Annotated in this window: 18 protein-coding genes; 16 read left to right on the forward strand and 2 right to left on the reverse strand. The window is 37.0% G+C overall.

The features are described 5' to 3' along the window. Positions 1 to 106 precede the first annotated feature (106 nt). Positions 107 to 1,030 (reverse strand): ribonuclease HIII, encoded by a 924-nt coding sequence (rnhC, locus tag BMY13_RS07065; protein WP_092503606.1) that lies wholly within the window; start codon positions 1,028 to 1,030, stop codon positions 107 to 109. Positions 1,031 to 1,176: 146 nt separating this feature from the next. Between rnhC and zapA the strand changes: the two genes are divergently transcribed. From zapA to uvrC, 12 genes are all read left to right on the forward strand, one after another. Further along, positions 1,177 to 1,440 (forward strand): cell division protein ZapA, encoded by a 264-nt coding sequence (gene zapA / locus BMY13_RS07070; RefSeq protein WP_092492380.1) that lies wholly within the window; start codon positions 1,177 to 1,179, stop codon positions 1,438 to 1,440. A 3-nt stretch (positions 1,441 to 1,443) separates the two neighbouring features. Beyond that, positions 1,444 to 1,998: a CvpA family protein gene (locus BMY13_RS07075; protein WP_092492381.1), complete on the forward strand. Its 555-nt coding sequence runs from the start codon at positions 1,444 to 1,446 to the stop codon at positions 1,996 to 1,998. 116 nt (positions 1,999 to 2,114) lie between these two features. Continuing rightward, complete coding sequence (polX, locus tag BMY13_RS07080; RefSeq protein ID WP_092503608.1) at positions 2,115 to 3,833, forward strand: DNA polymerase/3'-5' exonuclease PolX; 1,719 nt, start codon at positions 2,115 to 2,117, stop codon at positions 3,831 to 3,833. Positions 3,834 to 3,863: 30 nt separating this feature from the next. Continuing rightward, on the forward strand, positions 3,864 to 6,209 hold the full coding sequence (locus BMY13_RS07085; protein WP_092503610.1) for an endonuclease MutS2: 2,346 nt from the start codon (positions 3,864 to 3,866) through the stop codon (positions 6,207 to 6,209). A gap of 25 nt (positions 6,210 to 6,234) precedes the next feature. Beyond that, positions 6,235 to 6,642 (forward strand): DUF350 domain-containing protein, encoded by a 408-nt coding sequence (locus BMY13_RS07090; RefSeq protein ID WP_092492384.1) that lies wholly within the window; start codon positions 6,235 to 6,237, stop codon positions 6,640 to 6,642. Positions 6,643 to 6,823: 181 nt separating this feature from the next. Then, positions 6,824 to 8,518 carry a long-chain-fatty-acid--CoA ligase gene (locus tag BMY13_RS07095; RefSeq protein WP_092492385.1) on the forward strand — a complete coding sequence of 565 codons (1,695 nt, stop codon included), beginning with the start codon at positions 6,824 to 6,826 and terminating at the stop codon, positions 8,516 to 8,518. Between the two features lie 131 nt (positions 8,519 to 8,649). Continuing rightward, positions 8,650 to 9,252, forward strand: a complete 603-nt coding sequence (locus BMY13_RS07100; RefSeq protein ID WP_092492386.1) for a fatty acid metabolism transcriptional regulator FadR — start codon at positions 8,650 to 8,652, stop codon at positions 9,250 to 9,252. A 1-nt stretch (position 9,253) separates the two neighbouring features. After that, complete coding sequence (locus tag BMY13_RS07105; RefSeq protein ID WP_092503612.1) at positions 9,254 to 10,027, forward strand: enoyl-CoA hydratase; 774 nt, start codon at positions 9,254 to 9,256, stop codon at positions 10,025 to 10,027. 20 nt (positions 10,028 to 10,047) lie between these two features. Then, positions 10,048 to 10,821 carry an electron transfer flavoprotein subunit beta/FixA family protein gene (locus BMY13_RS07110; RefSeq protein WP_092492388.1) on the forward strand — a complete coding sequence of 258 codons (774 nt, stop codon included), beginning with the start codon at positions 10,048 to 10,050 and terminating at the stop codon, positions 10,819 to 10,821. A 27-nt stretch (positions 10,822 to 10,848) separates the two neighbouring features. Then, positions 10,849 to 11,820 (forward strand): electron transfer flavoprotein subunit alpha/FixB family protein, encoded by a 972-nt coding sequence (locus tag BMY13_RS07115; protein WP_092503614.1) that lies wholly within the window; start codon positions 10,849 to 10,851, stop codon positions 11,818 to 11,820. 517 nt (positions 11,821 to 12,337) lie between these two features. Next, a complete protein-coding gene (gene trxA / locus BMY13_RS07120) occupies positions 12,338 to 12,652 on the forward strand; it encodes a thioredoxin (protein ID WP_092492390.1) in 315 nt (104 codons plus the stop codon). Positions 12,653 to 12,821: 169 nt separating this feature from the next. Further along, positions 12,822 to 14,606, forward strand: coding sequence for an excinuclease ABC subunit UvrC (gene uvrC, locus BMY13_RS07125; protein ID WP_092503616.1), 1,785 nt, complete (start codon positions 12,822 to 12,824; stop codon positions 14,604 to 14,606). 155 nt (positions 14,607 to 14,761) lie between these two features. Here the strand turns inward: uvrC and BMY13_RS07130 are convergent, their stop codons facing one another. Next, positions 14,762 to 15,202: a DUF2507 domain-containing protein gene (locus tag BMY13_RS07130; RefSeq protein ID WP_092492392.1), complete on the reverse strand. Its 441-nt coding sequence runs from the start codon at positions 15,200 to 15,202 to the stop codon at positions 14,762 to 14,764. 542 nt (positions 15,203 to 15,744) lie between these two features. Between BMY13_RS07130 and BMY13_RS07135 the strand changes: the two genes are divergently transcribed. The 4 genes from BMY13_RS07135 to BMY13_RS07150 all read left to right on the forward strand — a co-directional run bounded on the left by BMY13_RS07135 (position 15,745) and on the right by BMY13_RS07150 (position 19,552). After that, entirely contained in the window at positions 15,745 to 16,365 is a 621-nt protein-coding gene (locus BMY13_RS07135) for a succinate dehydrogenase cytochrome b558 subunit (protein WP_092492393.1), read from the forward strand. Positions 16,366 to 16,390: 25 nt separating this feature from the next. Next, on the forward strand, positions 16,391 to 18,142 hold the full coding sequence (gene sdhA, locus BMY13_RS07140; RefSeq protein WP_092492394.1) for a succinate dehydrogenase flavoprotein subunit: 1,752 nt from the start codon (positions 16,391 to 16,393) through the stop codon (positions 18,140 to 18,142). A 16-nt stretch (positions 18,143 to 18,158) separates the two neighbouring features. Further along, positions 18,159 to 18,923, forward strand: a complete 765-nt coding sequence (gene sdhB / locus BMY13_RS07145) for a succinate dehydrogenase iron-sulfur subunit (RefSeq protein ID WP_092492395.1) — start codon at positions 18,159 to 18,161, stop codon at positions 18,921 to 18,923. Positions 18,924 to 19,093: 170 nt separating this feature from the next. After that, positions 19,094 to 19,552, forward strand: a complete 459-nt coding sequence (locus tag BMY13_RS07150) for an acyl-CoA thioesterase (RefSeq protein WP_092492396.1) — start codon at positions 19,094 to 19,096, stop codon at positions 19,550 to 19,552. Positions 19,553 to 19,557: the final 5 nt, after the last annotated feature.

Below are 19,557 nucleotides of genomic sequence, written 5' to 3' on the forward strand. Positions count from 1 at the left end.
TTCCTATTAAAATAAACAATACAACCTTTTCCATCAACATAAAAAGAGCATCAAATTGCTCTGCAATTTAATGCTCAATCGGTGCTGCATTCTCACTTACCTGGTGTTAGAGATAATTTTTTGCCTTTTTTGTATTGGCAAAGTGTGTTTTTGCGTATGAGTTCAATGCTTTTTCACCCTTGGATTTAATAATACTTGCGATGGTTTGATCAACTTTTTTGGAAGCTCCTTTTGGAAGTGCTATTCCAGTTTTGGCTGACAGTTTATCCATTTCACTCAGAAAGCTGGTTCGGGCAATAATTGACCCTGCAGCAACTGCGATCGAATAACTCTCGGCTTTTGTCATGAAATACGTATTATCAGCAAGTTTCTGCTTTTCCGTTGCTATATGTTTTTTATAAACAGCCGGTTCACAAAATTGATCAATCAGAATGCCATCTGCTGAGTTTGTACCTATCTTATTAAGCAGATTATTAATGGCGTGATGATGAAGCATAGCCTTCATTTTTCCCTGTGTCCATCCCTGCTTTTGCAGTTTATTGTATTTTTCATTATGTAATATTAACAAAGAATAGGGTAAATCGAGATTCATAATATCTTTGGATACTTTCCGAATCGTTGAATCTGTCAAATTTTTAGAATCCTTCACACCTAATTCTTTGAGCATTTCAATTTGCTCTTTTTTAACAAATGCTGCTGCTACAGTGATTGGCCCAAAATAATCCCCTGTTCCTGCCTCATCCGAACCAATATGGTTGCTCGTGAATAGAGTATCTGGTGGAGAAAAAGCATTTGTTTTTTGAGCTGCCTTCTTTGTTTCTTTTGTATTTTCGTTTATCCATTTTTTGGCTTCAGCAGCTGGAGCGTTTCCTTGAAACATTACTTTACCCGATTTATATGCAGTTATGACTGCATTTGAAGTTTTGGCACGAAAAATAGCGCCTTGTGGTGTTGATTGTAGTGCATTAGCATAAAAGCGTCTCATTTCTTCTATTGTATTCTGTGGTATAACGTATACATTTTGTGGCATAGGATCCTCCAATTATATTATCTATATAACTATAGCAAATATTGGGTATAAATGAAAAGAATGATTTCGTATGGTCAACAGTTTCCTCAATGGCAAACTTTGTGTTAATATAAAGTGGACTATTTTTGAATTAGGGGGGTATTCGTGTGACCCAAGATGACAAAACACGTATAACAGTTGAAATACATAATAAATCTTATACAGTTGTTGGCAAGGAAAATGCTGACCACGTTCGTCTAGTTGCAAGTCTAGTAGATCAAAAAATGCGTGATATTCATGGGCTAAACCAACAGCTCACCACTTCGGAACTAGCCGTTCTTACAGCTGTAAATACGATGAATGATTATATGAAATTAAAAGAAGACTACGCAACATTACTAGGGACAAAAAACAAGGAAGAGGATAAATAGCATATGGTTGATATTATCTTAATTGCACTATTAATATTTGGATTTTTTATTGGATTAAAGAGAGGTTTTATATTACAAGCATTTCATCTAATAGGATTTATTGCAGCATTTATACTGGCAGCCTTATACTATGACCAGCTGGCACCGCGACTTGCATTATGGATTCCATACCCCGAATTAGAAAATAATAGTGCATGGGCCGACTTTTTAGAGGCATTACCCATTGAAGGTGCTTTTTATAACGCAATAGCTTTTGCAATTATCTTTTTTGCTGCTAAGATAATTATGCAAATAATAGCATCGATGCTTGATTTTGTAGCAGACTTGCCAATATTAAACTCTGTAAACAAATTACTGGGTGCAGTATTGGGATTTGTTGAGATATACCTGCTGATTTTCGTGGTATTATATGTTCTGGCATTAACACCATTAACAGAAATACAATCTTGGATAAACAGCTCTTCTGTAGCATTATTTATTATTGAACACACACCAGTTTTATCAGAACAGATTAAGACATTATGGTTTGACCACGTTGATGATTTACTTAAATTTTAATTGAATAATCGAGACTGATTCAACGTATTAGGGTAGTCCTTGTATGTCATGTACAATAGATATAACCTTTCAATGAATCAGTCTTTTTTCATAGTAAAAATAGAAGGTGATATACAATGACAATTAATAAAAAAGATGTAATTAAATTACTCGAAAAAGTGGCTATATATTTAGAACTTAAAGGAGAAAACCCTTTTAAAATCTCTGCCTATCGAAAAGCAGCACAGGCTCTTGAGCGTGACGACCGCTCATTGACAGATATAGAAGACTTCAAGAAGATTAAGGGTATTGGAAAAGGGACAAGCGCGGTAATTGATGAATATATTGAAAATGAATCATCTGAAACGCTAAAACAATTAGAAAAAGAAGTACCAAACGGATTAATACCGTTACTGAACCTTCCTGGTCTTGGTGGGAAAAAGCTGGCTAAGTTTTACCAGGAGCTAGGAGTGACTGATGCGGATTCGCTTAAGGAAGCTTGTAAAAGTGGAAAAGTGGAAAGTCTGGAAGGCTTCGGAAAAAAATCAGCCGACAAAATACTTGCTGCTCTGGAGGATGCAAATACCCGTCCTGAACGTCTGCCAATAGCATTTATGCTGCCAATAGCAGAAAGAATTGAAACGTATCTAAAAGAAATCCAAGTTATACATGACTATTCTCGTGCTGGAAGTTTACGGAGAATGCGGGAAACCGTTAAAGATATAGATTTTATTATTGCATCGGAAAGTCCAGAAATTGTTCGTGATGCATTACTTGAATTGGAGAATATAAAAGAAGTTATTGCTAAAGGCGAGACAAAGGTATCCATTACCTTGGATGATGTATTTGATGTGAATGTTGATTTTCGGATAGTAGCACCAAACGAGTTTGCTTCAACTTTACACCATTTTACTGGGTCAAAGGATCATAATGTTGCAATGCGACAACTGGCTAAATCTAATGGTGAAAAGATCAACGAATATGGAGTTGACATTGAGGAAACAGGGGAAACCATAACATTCCAGGATGAAAAGCAATTTTTCGAGCATTTTGGATTACAGTTTATTCCACCAGAAGTACGAGAAAACACCGGCGAAGTGGAAGCGTTTCGGGAACACGTGTCATTAATTTATCTAGAGGATATCCGTGGAGACTTACACATGCATACGACATGGAGTGACGGTGCACAATCTTTAGAAGAGATGGTTAACCGTGCTCGTGAAAAAAATTATGAATATATCACAATAACGGATCACTCTAAGTTTCTGCAGGTTGCTAATGGATTAAATGAAACAAGATTGCGCAAACAGAGAGAAGAAATAAATAGGTTGAACGAAAAGTATGATGATATCCACATATTTGCAGGTGTCGAGATGGATATTTTACCTGATGGTTCATTAAATTTTGATGATACATTTTTGCAGGAAATGGACTTCGTAATCGGAGCTATTCACTCAAGTTTTAATCAGTCGCAGGAGAAAATTATGAATAGGTTATATGCGGCACTTGATAACCCTTATGTATCATTAATTGCACATCCTACGGGAAGACTTATTGGTCGTCGTACGGGATATAACGTTGATGTTGATAAGTTAATTCAACGTGCAAAAGAAACTGGAACAGCACTGGAAATCAATGCTAATCCAAACCGCTTGGATCTCTCAGCTGAATGGGCTCGAAAAGTCCAAAGTGCTGGAGTCAAAATCGCTATTAGCACGGATGCTCACAACTATAATATGCTTGATCATATGACATATGGTGTACGCACAGCACGTAAAGGTTGGATTAAAAAGGAAACCGTATTAAATACCTGGTCAAAAGAGAAACTAATTGACTTCATGAATCGTACTAAATAAATGGGAAGAAAGTAAAAGGAGCAAGTCTTTATGAATGAGCGTATTCTACACGTACTTGAATTTAATAAAATTACCGATCAATTAAGTAAACAGGCAGCAACTTCGATAGGGAAGGACTTTTGTTCCAGTTTAAAACCCTCTATAAATATAGACGAAGTAAAAGAATTGCAGGCAGAGACGGATGAAGCTAGCCAAATTTTAAGGTTAAATGCAGCAATTCCATTAGGAGGAATATTTGATATACGCGCCAGTATTAAACGAAGTGTCATCGGTGGTGTTCTGCGTCCTGAAGAGTGTCTGGAAGTAGCAAACACCCTTTATGCGGGTCGCCAGGTTAAAAGCTTTATGGAAAAATTAGAAGAAGATATGCCTATTCTAAAAGATCTAGGAACAAAGATTATTTCGTTACGTGATTTGGAAACTCATATTAATAGCTGTATCGATGATAACGGACATATGATGGACAGCGCTTCGGTTAAATTACGTAGTGTACGTTCTTCCATTAGGACGTATGAAAGCAGATTACGTGATAAACTGGATGGCTACACAAAGTCGAAAAGTAATATGTTGTCAGATGCAATCATAACGATTCGAAATGATCGATATGTTTTGCCAGTAAAACAGGAGTACCGAGGGTCTGTTGGCGGAATTGTCCACGATCAATCAGCTTCAGGTGCGACATTATTTATGGAACCAAAAGCTGTAGTTGATCTCAATAACCAATTGCAGGAAGCAAAGGTTAAGGAAAAACAGGAGATCGACAGAATTTTGCGTGAGTTAAGTGATCATATCGCAAGTAATGAGGATTCTTTATATGAAAATGTAACTGTTTTAGCAAAAATTGATTTTATGGTTGCCAGGGCAAAATTAGGAATGCAAATGAAAGCAGCAATGCCAAAAATGAACGATAATGGAATTATTAAAATGAAACAAGCACGCCATCCGCTTATCTCAATGGATGAAGTTGTTGCTAATGATGTGGAATTGGGAGAAGACTATACATCAATTGTTATCACGGGACCAAATACGGGCGGTAAAACGGTAATATTGAAAATGATCGGCTTATGCACATTAATGGCTCAATCAGGACTTAGAATCCCGGCCTTTGATGGCTGTGAAATGGCTATATTTGAGGATGTTTTTGCGGATATCGGTGATGAGCAATCAATTGAGCAAAGTCTAAGTACTTTTTCTTCACACATGACCAATATTGTTTCAATTCTGAAGCATGTCAATCACAAATCATTAGTGCTATTTGATGAACTTGGTGCTGGCACAGACCCCCAGGAAGGTGCGGCATTGGCAATGTCCATATTGGATGAAGTGATTTCGCGTGGCTCACGTATCGTTGCAACAACACATTACCCGGAGTTAAAAGCATATGGGTACAACCGGGAAAATGTTGTTAATGCATCCGTGGAATTTGATGTACAAACATTAAAACCAACTTATCGATTGTTGATAGGTGTGCCAGGACGCAGTAATGCATTCGAAATTTCCAAACGACTAGGTCTCGAGGAAAGTGTTATCAATCATGCTAAGAGTCATATCGGTATTGATTCCAAAAGTGTTGAGAACATGATAGCCTCTCTTGAGAAATCACAGCGCCAAGCAGAATCAGACTATCAAGAGGCGCACGATACCTTACTTGCTAGTGAACAATTACGAAAAGATATAGAAAAAGAATGGAAACAATTTGAGGAAAAGCGTGAATCGTTGTATAAAAAAGCAGAGGAAAAAGCAGAAAAGTCGTTACAGAAAGCAAGAGAAGAAGCGGAAATGATTGTAGAAGAGTTGCGTAACATGAAATCCGCTACACAATTAAAAGAGCACGAGTGGATTGAAGCCAAAAAAATGTTTGAAGAGGCACAGCCTAATCTTTCCAGCAAAAAGGATGATGAGCTAACTAAAGAACCAATCGCAGCAAAACAGGGGTTGCAGGCCGGTGATGAAATCAAGTTATTATCGGTGAACCAGCAAGGAACCGTTCTTGAGAAAGTAAACGATAATGAATATCTCGTTCAGGTTGGAATTATGAAGGTTAAAGTGAAACGCAATGAATTACAGCTGGTAAACAAGAAAAACTCTGTTGTTGAAAGACCTATGGCCACAGTAAAGGGATCCAGTTATCATGTGAAAACTGAGCTTGATTTACGTGGTCAGCGATTTGAGGATGCATTAGTAAGCCTGGAAAAATATATTGATGATGCGATTCTTGCTGGCTACCCCAAGGTATCAATTATCCATGGGAAAGGAACCGGTGCTCTTCGAAAGGGAGTAAAAGAATTTACTCAAAGACACCCTAGTATAACTGCTGCTAGGCCAGGGTCACAAGGTGAAGGTGGAAGCGGTGTGACAATTTTGGAGCTGAAGTAATAGGAAGAGGGGAGGAGCAATACTAGTGACTGACTTTTGGGAAATTATTTTTGTGGAAACAGCTGCCAGATACAGCGTGGTTATTCTATGTACTATCGTATTCTTAGCAGTATTTGAAATTGTAACCTCGTATCGTAATTGGGTGGAAATTAAGCGCGGAAATTTTGCTGTAGCTATGGCAACTGGGGGGAAAATATTTGGTATAGCTACAATTTTCCGCTATTCAATTGAACACAATGATACTCTTATGGAGAGTATTGGTTGGGGTATTTTTGGATTTATATTATTATTAATAGGTTATTTTATTTTTGAATTCTTAACACCGACAATCAATATAGATGAAGAAATCGGAAAAGGGAACAACTCAGTCGGATTTATCTCGATGATGATTTCTATTGGATTAGCGTTTGTCATCGGTGCAAGTATTGGATAAGGGGAGAGAACATTGGAAACACTAGCCAAAATATTAGCTGTAATTTCAGTTATTTTTGTTGTTATTGGAATCATATACTTAATTTAAGTAAGAAATTTTTGCAAAATTAATAAATAAAATTTCAAAAAATACTAATTAATCGGTATAATGAAATTAATAGATAAAAAGGAGGAGTAATATTATGGAGAATAAACGTTGGCATGACCACTATCCAGAAGAGATTCCTACTACAATAGAATACGATCAGAAGCCATTACATTCATTCCTGGCAGCAACAGCTGAATTATACCCAGAAAAGAAAGCGCTTCATTTTATGGGGAAGGAAATAACATTTGCCGAAGTTTTTTCACAAGCAAAAAAAATGGCGAAATACATGCAGTCTCTTGGTCTTGAAAAAGGTGATCGTGTTGCAGTCATGCTGCCAAATTGCCCACAGGCAGTAATAAGTTATTATGGGGCGTTAATGGCTGGAGCTGTGGTTGTTCAGACAAACCCTTTATATAAGGAGAGGGAGCTTGAATACCAACTAAACGATTCCGGTGCAACATTTATTGTTTGTCTGGACATTTTATTGCCACGCGTTACAAATGTACGGGGAAACACATCGCTTAAACATACAATTGTAACGGGTATTAAGGATTATTTACCATTTCCAAAGAATCTGATTTATCCTTTTATCCAGAAGAAGCAATATAATATGGTCGTAAAAGTCGAACAATCAGAAGACACTCATGTTTGGCAATCAATTATTGAAAATGGAGATGAGGATTACAATCCCATAGAAGTCAATCCAATAGAGGACCTTGCACTACTTCAATATACTGGTGGCACAACAGGACATCCAAAAGGAGTTATGCTCTCTCATTACAATTTGGTAGCCAATGTACAAATGAGCCAAGCCTGGCTATATAAAGCTAAGCCAGGAAAGGAAACAGTTTTAGGCGTTTTACCATTTTTTCATGTATACGGGATGACCACTGTGATGAATATGGCTATTATGTTTGGTTCTAAAATGGTGCTTCTGCCTAAATTTGATGCTGAAGAAGTACTTAAAACAATCCATAAACAAAAGCCAACTATGTTTCCGGGAGCGCCAACCATTTACGTTGGATTATTAAATCATCCCAACTTAAAAAAGTATGATTTATCATCGATTGAAGCTTGTATTAGCGGATCTGCACCATTACCAACAGAAGTACAGGAACAATTTGAAAAGGTAACCGGCGGTCGGTTAGTGGAAGGATATGGATTAACCGAATCATCCCCTGTTACACATGCTAATTTTGTCTGGGATAATCGTGTTAACGGTAGTATTGGGGTACCATGGCCAGATACAGATGCAAAGATATTTAAAGTGGAAACTATGGAAGAAGCAGATGTAGGAGAAGTTGGAGAAGTTGCTGTTAAAGGGCCACAGATTATGAAAGGGTATTGGAACAATCAGGAAGAAACAGACAATGTTTTAAAAGATGGCTGGTTGTTTACTGGTGATTTGGGCTATATGAATGAAGAAGGGTATTTCTATATAGTTGACCGCAAAAAAGATATGATAATTGCTGGTGGCTATAATATCTATCCTAGAGAAGTAGAGGAAATATTATACGAGCACGAAGCTGTCCAAGAAGCAGTTGTAGCTGGAATTCCTGATCCATATCGCGGAGAAACGGTTAAAGCATATGTCGTGCAAAAGTCCGGTTATGAAATAGAGGAAGAAGAATTGAATGCACATTGCAGGAAACACTTAGCAGCCTTTAAAGTACCAAGAATTTATGAGTTTCGTGATGAACTGCCAAAAACTGCAGTAGGTAAAATACTACGGAGGAAGTTAGTAGATGAAGAAAAAGAAAAGTTACAGGAAAAAAGTAATACAATTTGAGCATAATGCTCTCTTTTCGTATAATAATAGTACAAGCTTTATATTGACATTATAAATGAGACTTTGTACAATTAACATGAATGACCATTCATTCAGTTTGTGAGCAAGAGGTATATGCTAAGGAGATTATCATGAGAAAAAACAGACCGAAGTACAAACAAATTATCGAGGCAGCTGTTGAGACAATTGCAGATAATGGTTATCATGCTTCACAAGTATCAAAAATTGCCAAAAAAGCAGGAGTAGCTGATGGAACAATCTATCTTTATTTTAAAAATAAGGAAGATATTCTTGTGTCTGTTTTTGAAGAGAAAATGGGACAGTTTATCGAACAGATTGCTTCCAGTATCAATGATAAACAAAATGCAGATGAAAAACTGCGAACGCTAATTGAAATGCATTTTCTGCAGCTTGCAAATGATCATCACTTAGCTATTGTTACGCAATTGGAATTGAGACAGTCAAATTCAGCTTTACGGATGAAGATAAATGAAGTATTAAAGCCGTATTTAGTTGTAATTGATGATATAATTGAAGAAGGGACCGAAGAAAAAATATTTCGGGACGATTTAAATATTCCTCTTGTTCGGCAAATGATTTTTGGTACCCTGGATGAAATAGTTACAAACTGGGTAATGAAAGAACAAAGGTATGATTTAGTTAAACAGACTTCGGATGTCCATACATTAATTATAAATGGACTATCCGTTAAAGAAATAGTAAAGGAGGATTGAATTGGGGACACTAGCGTATGAAACAAAGAAGAACGTTGCTATCTTAACTATTCAAAGCCCACCAGCCAACGCATTATCTAGCAATCTATTAAACGATTTGGATGAAAAGCTGGACGAAATTGAAAACGATAACAATATAAAAGCGATAATTTTACATGGAGAAGGAAAATTCTTCTCTGCAGGTGCAGATATTAAGGAATTCACATCCTTACAAAACGCGTCAGATTATCAAGCTTTGGCGGAAAAAGGCCAAGCGTTGTTTAATCGAATTGAACATTTTTCAATACCAGTGATTGCTGCAATACATGGTGCAGCATTAGGTGGAGGATTGGAACTTTCGATGGCCTGCCATATTCGAATAGTTTCAGAGAATGCAAAGCTAGGCTTACCTGAATTAACACTGGGTATTATTCCAGGGTTTGCTGGTACTCAGCGCTTGCCGCATTATGTTGGAACAGCGAAAGCATATGAAATGATTTTGAGTGGCCAACCTATTAGCGGGACAGAAGCTAAAGCGTTTGGTCTTGCGAATCAGGCAGTAAAAGAAGAAGAAGTCTTTGATACAGCGACTAAGCTTGCCGAAACAATTGCAGCAAAAAGCAAACCAACAATCAATAATATAATGCATTTGATTCCTTATTCAAAAACGGAACAGTTTACACAAGGGGTTCATGAGGAAGCTCAAGCATTTGGTAAGATTTTTGGGTCTGAGGATGCAAAAGAAGGTGTGCAGGCTTTTATAGAAAAACGCAAACCTAACTTCCAAGATAAATAGTTTAAAGGAGGATATCACAAATGAACATATATGTGTTGTTAAAAAAGACATTTGATACAGAAGAAAAAATTGCTGTTTCAAATGGACGAATTGAAGATGATGGTGCTGAATTTATAATTAATCCATATGATGAATATGCAGTGGAAGAAGCAATTAAACAAAGAGATGCTCACGGTGGCGAAGTGACGGTTGTTACGGTAGGCGATGAAGACTCTGAAAAGCAACTACGTACTGCATTAGCTATGGGTGCAGACAAAGCAGTACTAATTAATACTGAGGATGATCTTGAAGATGGAGATCAGTTTACAACAGCGAAAATCTTACAAACTTACTTTGAAGATAAGGAAGCAGACTTAATCCTAGCTGGTAATGTTGCCATTGACGAAGCAAGTGGTCAAGTTGGACCAAGGCTTGCAGAAAGTCTGGGAATTCCTTACATTACTACGATTACTGCATTGGAAATCGATGGCGAAACAGTAAAAATCGATAAAGATGTAGAAGGTGACGTGGAGAAAATCGAGACAAGTCTTCCCGTTCTTGTAACATGTCAGCAAGGTCTAAATGACCCAAGATATCCTTCACTTCCTGGAATTATGAAAGCCAAGAAGAAGCCATTGGAAGAATTAGAAATTGATGACCTTGACTTGGAAGAAGACGATGTTGAAGCAAAAACTAATACAGTTGATATATTCATGCCACCAGAAAAAGAAGCTGGAAGAGTTCTTGAAGGTGAATTAGATGATCAAATTCAGGAACTGGTTTCCTTATTAAAAAATGACGCAAAAGTACTGTAAACCTTTACTACAGAAAGGAGAAAAGACATGAGTGATAAATTACTAGTTATTGGCGAAGCAAGAGACGGCGTGTTACGTAATGTAACATTTGAAGCAATCGCAGCAGCGAAAAAAATAAATTCCGATGGGGATATTGTTGGAGTACTGTGTGGTAATGATGACTTGAATGCCCAAGCGCAGGAAATGATTTATTATGGTGCAGATCGTGTTGTAACGGTTCATCATGATGAATTAAAGACATATACATCGGAGGGATATGGTCAGGCAATCCTTCCAGTTATTGATGATGAGTCACTAGATGGAATAATAATGGGCCATACAGCAATTGGAAAAGATCTAACACCAAAGTTAGCAAGTAAATTAGAAAGTGGCTTAATTTCAGATGCGACGGAAATAGAGGTAGAAGGTGATAAAGCAGTATTTATTCGACCAATTTATTCTGGTAAAGCATTTGAAAAGAAAACTATCTCAAGTGGTTTAACATTTGCTACAATCCGTCCTAATAATATTCCTGCATTAGAGCGTGATGAATCCCGTTCTGGTGACGTTAGTTCTAAAGAAGTGGATATCGCTAATATTCGTACTGTAATAAAAGAGGTTATTCGCAAAGCTTCAGAAGGCGTTGACCTATCAGAAGCAAACGTTATTATTGCAGGTGGTCGTGGTGTGAAAAGTGAGGAAGGCTTTAAACCATTATATGAATTAGCTGATGTTTTAGGTGGAGCTGTTGGAGCTTCACGTGGTGCATGTGATGCGGAATATTGTGATTACGCACTTCAAATTGGTCAAACAGGGAAAGTTGTTACACCAGACTTATATATTGCTGTAGGTATTTCTGGTGCTATACAGCATTTGGCTGGTATGTCTAACTCAAAAGTAATTGTAGCTATTAATAAAGATCCTGAAGCAAATATCTTTAATGTTGCTGACTACGGTATTGTTGGAGACTTATTCGATGTAGTACCAACACTAATTGAAGAAGTTAAGAAATTAAAATAGATTGTTTAAAGACCTGATCAAAACTTGATCAGGTCTTTAACTTCGCTTACGAAGGAAGCTTTTTAATGTATGGCTGTTTTCTAAAAGATTGCTGTTTTTTCCAAACAATGAATTTAAGACACAGTTGATAGAAACTGCGACACAGTGAAAATTTTCTTTTGCACCACTCCGGTACCAATGCAACATCTGCTCAAGCGAGCACTTTCGCAGTCTTACTAGCCATGGGCTCACTCATCAGGATTATGGGAACCCGGACGCTATTCAAATAGCGTGAAACGTATCTTCATCGGGGTTATGAGAACCCGAGTTCTGTTTAAATAGTGAGAAACGGTCACTCATATCGAAGTTATGAGCCCCGGTTGAGTATTTTTCCATGTTACTTCGCAGTTTATAGGAAAAACGAAGGTTAATAATCAGCAAATTGTACAAAAGAATATAGCGTGTATAAGCAAACTATTCGCAAGTAAATACTAACGATGATATACTTTATTTAAAGCTTGATTGAGGAGGAATGAAAATGGCAATTGTTCATGTTACAGATCAGAATTTTACTAAAGAGACATCAGAAGGCCTAGTTTTAGCTGACTTTTGGGCTCCATGGTGTGGACCTTGTAAAATGATTGCACCAGTATTGGAAGAAATTGATGGTGAAATGGAAGATAAAGTATCAATTGTAAAACTAGATGTGGACGAAAATCAAGAAACAGCTGGTAAATACGGTGTTATGAGTATCCCAACATTATTACTATTTAAAGATGGCAATGTAGTTGACCAGGTTGTTGGTTTTCAACCTAAGGAAGCACTTGTAGAACTAGTTAACAAACATGCATAAATAAATGTTAAATAGTATAATAAACAGTACTGTGAATCCCTTGTTGCTTTTTTGTAACAGGGGGTTTCTTTATAGTAAGAAATACATATATTTTAACTATCTAATTTTTAAATAAAAGCAGATGTTCAAAACGCCATTTGAACACATTTTATAAGGGATGAATTTGATTATGAATCAACAAATAAGCGAAAAGTTGGCTGTTCTTCCGTCGCAGCCTGGATGTTACTTAATGAAGGACAAGAATGATACGATTATATATGTTGGAAAATCTAAATTATTACGTAATAGAGTTAGGTCTTATTTTACTGGAGCAAATGATAAGAAGACGCAACGTCTAGTTCTTGAAATAGTGGATTTTGAGTACATCGTTACTACTTCTGAAATTGAAGCATTAATTTTAGAAATGAATCTAATAAAAAAGTATGACCCAAAATATAACGTATTATTGAAAGATGATAAATCTTATCCATACTTAAAGATTACCGCTGAAAGGCACCCAAGGCTGCTAATTGTACGTAAAGTTAAAAAAGATAAAGGTAAGTATTTCGGGCCATATCCAAACGTACTTGCTGCCCGAGAAACCAAAAAACTTCTCGATCGATTATACCCATTGTGCAAATGTAATAATCCCCCGGGTCGTGTTTGCTTGTATTATCATATGGGGCAGTGCCTTGCATGTAGCGAAAGTCCAGCATCAGAGGATACTTATAAAGAAATAACTCAGAGTATAAGTACTTTTCTGCACGGGGGTCATAAAGAAATAAAAAGAGATTTGAAGACCAAAATGCACGAGGCAAGCGAAAAGCAAAACTTTGAAAGGGCTAAAGAGTTACGCGATCAGATTCAGCATATTGAAGTTGTGATGGAACAGCAAAGAATGACATTAAATGATCAAGTTGATCGCGATATTTTCGGATATAGTTATGATAAAGGATGGATGTGTATCCAAGTGTTTTTTGTGAGACAGGGGAAATTAATTGAACGAGATGTTTCGATATTCCCGTTTTTTGATGATCCGTCTGATACTTTTATTAGCTTTATAGGTAGGTTTTATTTGCATCAGCAGCATCTGAAGCCAAAACAATTATTAGTGCCAATTGGAACGGATACTACATTATTAAGTGAACTATTAGACATTGATGTACACACACCGTTTCGAGGGAGAAAGAAAGAGCTTGTTGAATTAGCCATGAAAAACGCAACGATCGCGTTAGAGGAAAAATTCTCAATCATTGAACGGAATGAAGAAAGAACCATATTAGCAGTAGAGAAATTAGGTGAAGCTCTTCAGATTGAGATGCCCCACCGTATTGAAGCATTTGATAACTCCAATATACAAGGGACGGATCCTGTTTCGGCAATGGTTGTTTTTACTGATGGTCGTCCAAACAAAAAAGAGTATCGTAAATATAAGATTAAAGATGTAAAAGGACCTGATGACTATGAAACGATGCGGGAAGTCGTTCGTCGTCGCTACAAAAGAGTCCTAAAAGAAAACCTTCCATTACCAGATTTAATTATTGTTGATGGTGGCAAAGGACAAATGAGTGCTGCACTTGATGTTTTGGAAAATGAACTCGGATTGGATATACCTTTATGTGGTTTGGCGAAAGATGACAAACATAAGACAAGTGAATTACTGTATGGTTTCCCACCGGCAGTAATACCATTGTCCAGACAGTCTCAAGAGTTTTACCTTGTACAGCGCATACAGGATGAAGTGCATCGATTTGCAATTTCTTTTCATAGACAGCTTCGTGGAAAGGGGTTATTTCAATCTGAACTTGATAAGATTCCAGGAGTGGGTGAAAAAAGAAGAAGGTTACTGTTAACGCATTTTAAATCAGTAACTGAAATTAGAAATGCTTCATTACCGGACTTAACAAAATTAGGTATACCAGCAAATATTGCTGAAATCATATTACACCATCTAAAAACGGAAAGTGAAAACTAAGAAGCGAAACAATCTATTATTGTTTCGCTTCAATTCTTGTTATAGAAATCTATTTAATTTATGTGATATGGTTACTGAACTGCCGAGTACGTCATATCCAGATCCATCACCCAAGGTAGATTGCCTAAAACTGCCGGTTTATTGATCTTTTGTCATTAAAAATCTGTATAAACGACTGAGAATTCCACTTGGTGGATTTTTTTATGTACTTCTTCTGTACATTCACATGGTACCTGTTTGATAATTTGGATTGCTTCAGCTAAAAAACCAGCTTCCAAACGAAAATCTGTCTCGAATGGTGCATTTAATCGGTATACTACAGAGTCAGACATTAGGTGGAAAATAAGTTCTTTCTTTTTTTCCTTAACAAGTTCCAATTTTCCCCAACCTAATTTATCAAACGCAAAAATGATATCAGTTATGGACTGTATTTCTAGTTTTCTAGCAATATTTTTACCCATGAAGTAGAGAAGTGTACCTGATTCAGTCCCTAATAACTCAGGTAAACCTATATACCTGAGTACGTCATACCCGGCACCAGATGTATGGAGTTCATCCAGAAGTGAAACAGACATGGCTTTGTGTTTTTTTGACATTGATGTCATCCTTTCCTATCAGTAACCAACTCACAAATACTCTGGTCACGATGTTCGAGATTATCTTGTAGTTTACTAGTTTTATTATCTATATAAATTGGTTATAGTGCAAGCATCCCAATAAAAATTCAAGGATGTTTTATAAAAGTTTATTGCTATTAAAATAAACTGCGTTATATTGCTGAAAAATAATTTGTAACACCGTTCTGGATCTAATCTAAGCACTCAACCATCATTAGAACAAGAGAAGGTATCACAAAAGAAAGTTTTGATTGTGTCGCAGTTTATATCAACTACTTGTTAAGTCATTGCTCGGAAGAAATAATAATCTTTAAAAAAACTGCTAAATCTAATGTATTAATACTCAAAAAAATGAGATATATCACATATTAAAATAAAGTGCCTCCTTTTCTTGACGCTTTATATAGTTAGAAGTACAATAAATATGTCATAAATTGTACATTTTTGGACAATAAAAAAATATTGTCATAAAATCTTGTGCATTACTAAGAATATAACATAATAACTGAGGGGGGTAACACATGGCAGAACATCGTGAGTTTTTTTATCGTAGACTCCATTCCCTGTTAGGGGTAATACCAATTGGAATTTTCTTGGTTCAACACTTGGTTGTAAACCATTTTGCTGTATATGGTGAAGAAAGTTTTAATAAGGCAGCAGGATTTATGCATGACCTACCATTTAGGTTAGTATTGGAAACTTTTATTATATTCCTTCCAATTTTGTTCCATGCAATCTTAGGGGTTTATATTGTTTTTGTTACGAAAAGTAATACAAAACGATATGGTTTTTTCCGTAACTGGATGTTTTACCTGCAACGTGTAACAGGCGTAATTACATTCGTTTTTATCGCATGGCATGTGTGGGAAACACGCGTACAAATTGGTATGGGCAATGAAGAATTGAACTACAGTCTAATGGAAAATATTCTATCTAATCCTGTAATGTTTTGGTTTTACATTTTAGGAGTAATCTCTACTACATTCCATTTTGCTAATGGACTATGGAGCTTTATGGTATCATGGGGCATCGCACAGTCACCGAGGTCACAAAAGATTGTTACATATGCAACACTACTTATCTTTTTAGCTGTCAGCTACATCGGTGTCAGAGCGTTAATTCAATTTGCTTATGGAGCTTAATATAAAAGAGGAGTGAGTAATTATTATGAGTAATCGTAAAGTTGTTGTTGTAGGCGGCGGTTTGGCTGGTCTTATGGCAACTATTAAAGCAGCTGAAGCAGGTGCCAGTGTAGACCTGTTTTCTATTGTGCCTGTTAAACGTTCTCACTCAGTATGTGCCCAAGGCGGTATAAACGGTGCAGTAAATACTAAAGGTGAGGGAGACTCTCCTTGGAAACACCTTGATGATACAGTATATGGTGGAGACTTTCTTGCAAATCAGCCACCTGTAAAAGCAATGTGTGATGCAGCACCGGGTATAATAAATTTACTAGATCGTATGGGGGTAATGTTCAATCGGACTCCTGAAGGTCTTCTTGATTTCCGACGTTTTGGTGGTACAAGTGTTCACCGTACAGCATATGCTGGTGCGACAACAGGCCAACAATTATTATACGCACTGGACGAGCAGGTTCGTCGATATGAGGTTGAGGGATTAGTAAATAAATATGAAAATTGGGAGTTCCTTGGAGCTATTCTGGATGAAGATGGAGTAGGAAAAGGGATTGTCGGACAAGACATTAAGACACATGAAATAAAATCCTTCCCGTCGGATGCAACTATAATGGCTACTGGTGGTCCTGGAATAATCTTTGGTAAATCAACAAATTCAATGATAAATACAGGTTCTGCAGCGAGTACTTTGTACCAGCAGGGTGCAAAGTATGCTAATGGGGAATTTATTCAAATTCATCCCACTGCGATTCCAGGAGATGATAAATTACGTTTAATGAGTGAGTCAGCACGTGGTGAAGGTGGCCGTATTTGGACATATAAAGACGGTGAACCATGGTACTTCCTGGAGGAAAAATATCCTGCCTATGGAAATCTTGTTACTCGTGACATCGCAACACGTGAGATATTTGATGTTTGTGTTAATCAAAAGCTAGGAATTAACGGAGAAAATATGGTGTACCTTGACTTATCACATAAAGATCCGAAAGAGTTGGATGTCAAACTCGGAGGAATCATTGAAATTTATGAGAAATTTGTCGGCGAGGATCCTCGAAAAGTTCCAATGAAGATATTCCCAGCAGTACATTACTCAATGGGAGGACTTTGGGTAGATTATGATCAAATGACGAGCATCCCTGGTATTTTTGCTGCCGGAGAATGTGATTATTCACAGCATGGCGGGAACCGTTTGGGCGCTAACTCATTACTATCAGCAATTTATGGTGGCTCTGTAGCTGGACCGAATGCAATCAAGTATACTGAGGAACTTGAAACACATGTTGAAGATATGTCACCTGAGTTATTTGAGAATAAAGAAAAAGAAGAACAAGAAAAGTTTGAAAAGCTTATGAAAATGGAAGGCGAAGAAAATGCTTATCAGCTTCATAAAGAGCTTGGAGAACTAATGACAGATAACGTTACAGTTGTCCGTCATAATGAAAAGTTAAAGAATACGATTGAAAAAATCAAAGATCTCCAGAAACGATGGGAAAACATTAACATGGATGATACATCTCGTTGGAGTAACCAAGGTGTCATGTTTACTCGACAATTAAAAAATATGCTCCATTTAGCATATGTAATTGCGCTTGGTGCCTATAATCGTAATGAAAGCCGCGGAGCACATTATAAACCGGAATTCCCTGAAAGAAACGATGAAGAGTGGTTGAAAACGACGATCGCAACATTTGATGAAGCAGAAAATGCTCCGGTTATAACATATGAAGAAGTGGATACTTCTCTAATAGAACCGAGATTAAGGGACTATTCGAAAAAAAATTGAGGGGAGAAAGATACGCATGGCTGAACAAAGTACAGTTACTTTTATCATAACTCGGCAAGACAGCCCGGATTCACCTTCATATCAAGAGACATTCAATGTTCCATATAAAAAAAACATGAATGTCATTTCGGGATTAATGGAGATTCGCCAAAATCCCGTTAATGCAAATGGAGAAAAAACAGCACCAGTTTACTGGGATATGAATTGTCTTGAAGAGGTTTGTGGAGCCTGTTCTATGGTGATAAACGGGACAGCACGTCAATCATGTGCTGCATTGGTAGACAAATTGGAGCAGCCAATTCGCCTGGAGCCAATGAGCACGTTTCCAATTGTTCGGGATCTAATTGTAGATCGTGAGCAAATGTTTGATGCATTGAAACAGGTTAAGGCATGGGTTCCTATTGACGGAACCTATGATCTTGGTCCTGGACCTCGTATGCCCGAGAAGAAACGTCAGTGGGCATATGAACTTTCAAAATGTATGACTTGTGGTGTTTGCTTGGAGGCATGTCCCAATGTTAACGACAAATCCGATTTCATTGGACCGGCAGCACTTTCACAAGCAAGATTGTTTAATGCTCATCCAACGGGTGAAATGAATTCTAGTGAACGTTTAGAAGGATTAATGGAAGATGGGGGCGTATCGGGATGTGGAAACGCACAAAACTGTGTGCAGGTTTGTCCTAAGGGTATTCCGTTGACTACATCAATTGCTGCAATGAATCGCGAAACAAACATTCAATCTTTCAAAAATTTCTTTGGTAGTGACAACGCCCATTAAAATTCTATTAATCTATGAAAATACCTTGACCCTTACCTATCAATGGTAAGGGTCATTTTTCAGCAGTTTAGAAAGTATAAAAACTTTCTTACTACACAAGTGCAACAAGACTTTTGCCATTAAGGCCTGGTAATAAGTCAAGCTTTCTAAGCAGGAAGGAGAAGTTTTATTTGAAAACTGTTTCATATATAGACGATTTAACAAGATGGCAATCTGAGTTTTCATTTTACATCCCAATTAAAATCCGATTCTCGGAAACTGACATGTTTGGTCATGTCAACAACGTATCAGCATTTATATACTTTGAAGAGGCGCGTATTGAATTTTTAAAGTCAGTTGGCTTATTTCAAAATGAAGGAAGCGATGATGAAGGGGTACCTATTGTTGCCGATTTACAATGCGATTATCATACACAAATGTATTTTAACGAGAAATTGTGGCAGTATGTAAAAGTGAATCATATCGGAAACACATCCCTTGATATTCATTACATGGCTTTAAATGATAAAGGCGAGATGTGTTTGACGGGCAGGGGAAGATTAGTGTACATAAATCCTGAATCGGGCAAACCAATTTCGATTGCGAATTCCATGAAAGAAAAATTATTAACAAAAACCGACTTCCAATAAAGAAA

The organism is Virgibacillus subterraneus, from assembly GCF_900110695.1.
Classification (GTDB): domain Bacteria; phylum Bacillota; class Bacilli; order Bacillales; family Amphibacillaceae; genus Lentibacillus; species Lentibacillus subterraneus.

Excerpts from the sequence above, each read along its gene's own strand:
- rnhC (WP_092503606.1), bottom strand. The coding sequence starts at position 1,030 with ATGCCACAAAATGTATACGTTATACCACAGAATACAATAGAAGAAATG.
- BMY13_RS07075 (WP_092492381.1), top strand. The coding sequence starts at position 1,444 with ATGGTTGATATTATCTTAATTGCACTATTAATATTTGGATTTTTTATT.
- polX (WP_092503608.1), top strand. The coding sequence starts at position 2,115 with ATGACAATTAATAAAAAAGATGTAATTAAATTACTCGAAAAAGTGGCT.
- BMY13_RS07085 (WP_092503610.1), top strand. The coding sequence starts at position 3,864 with ATGAATGAGCGTATTCTACACGTACTTGAATTTAATAAAATTACCGAT.
- BMY13_RS07095 (WP_092492385.1), top strand. The coding sequence starts at position 6,824 with ATGGAGAATAAACGTTGGCATGACCACTATCCAGAAGAGATTCCTACT.
- BMY13_RS07100 (WP_092492386.1), top strand. The coding sequence starts at position 8,650 with ATGAGAAAAAACAGACCGAAGTACAAACAAATTATCGAGGCAGCTGTT.
- BMY13_RS07110 (WP_092492388.1), top strand. The coding sequence starts at position 10,048 with ATGAACATATATGTGTTGTTAAAAAAGACATTTGATACAGAAGAAAAA.
- BMY13_RS07115 (WP_092503614.1), top strand. The coding sequence starts at position 10,849 with ATGAGTGATAAATTACTAGTTATTGGCGAAGCAAGAGACGGCGTGTTA.
- trxA (WP_092492390.1), top strand. The coding sequence starts at position 12,338 with ATGGCAATTGTTCATGTTACAGATCAGAATTTTACTAAAGAGACATCA.
- uvrC (WP_092503616.1), top strand. The coding sequence starts at position 12,822 with ATGAATCAACAAATAAGCGAAAAGTTGGCTGTTCTTCCGTCGCAGCCT.
- BMY13_RS07130 (WP_092492392.1), bottom strand. The coding sequence starts at position 15,202 with ATGTCAAAAAAACACAAAGCCATGTCTGTTTCACTTCTGGATGAACTC.
- BMY13_RS07135 (WP_092492393.1), top strand. The coding sequence starts at position 15,745 with ATGGCAGAACATCGTGAGTTTTTTTATCGTAGACTCCATTCCCTGTTA.
- sdhA (WP_092492394.1), top strand. The coding sequence starts at position 16,391 with ATGAGTAATCGTAAAGTTGTTGTTGTAGGCGGCGGTTTGGCTGGTCTT.
- sdhB (WP_092492395.1), top strand. The coding sequence starts at position 18,159 with ATGGCTGAACAAAGTACAGTTACTTTTATCATAACTCGGCAAGACAGC.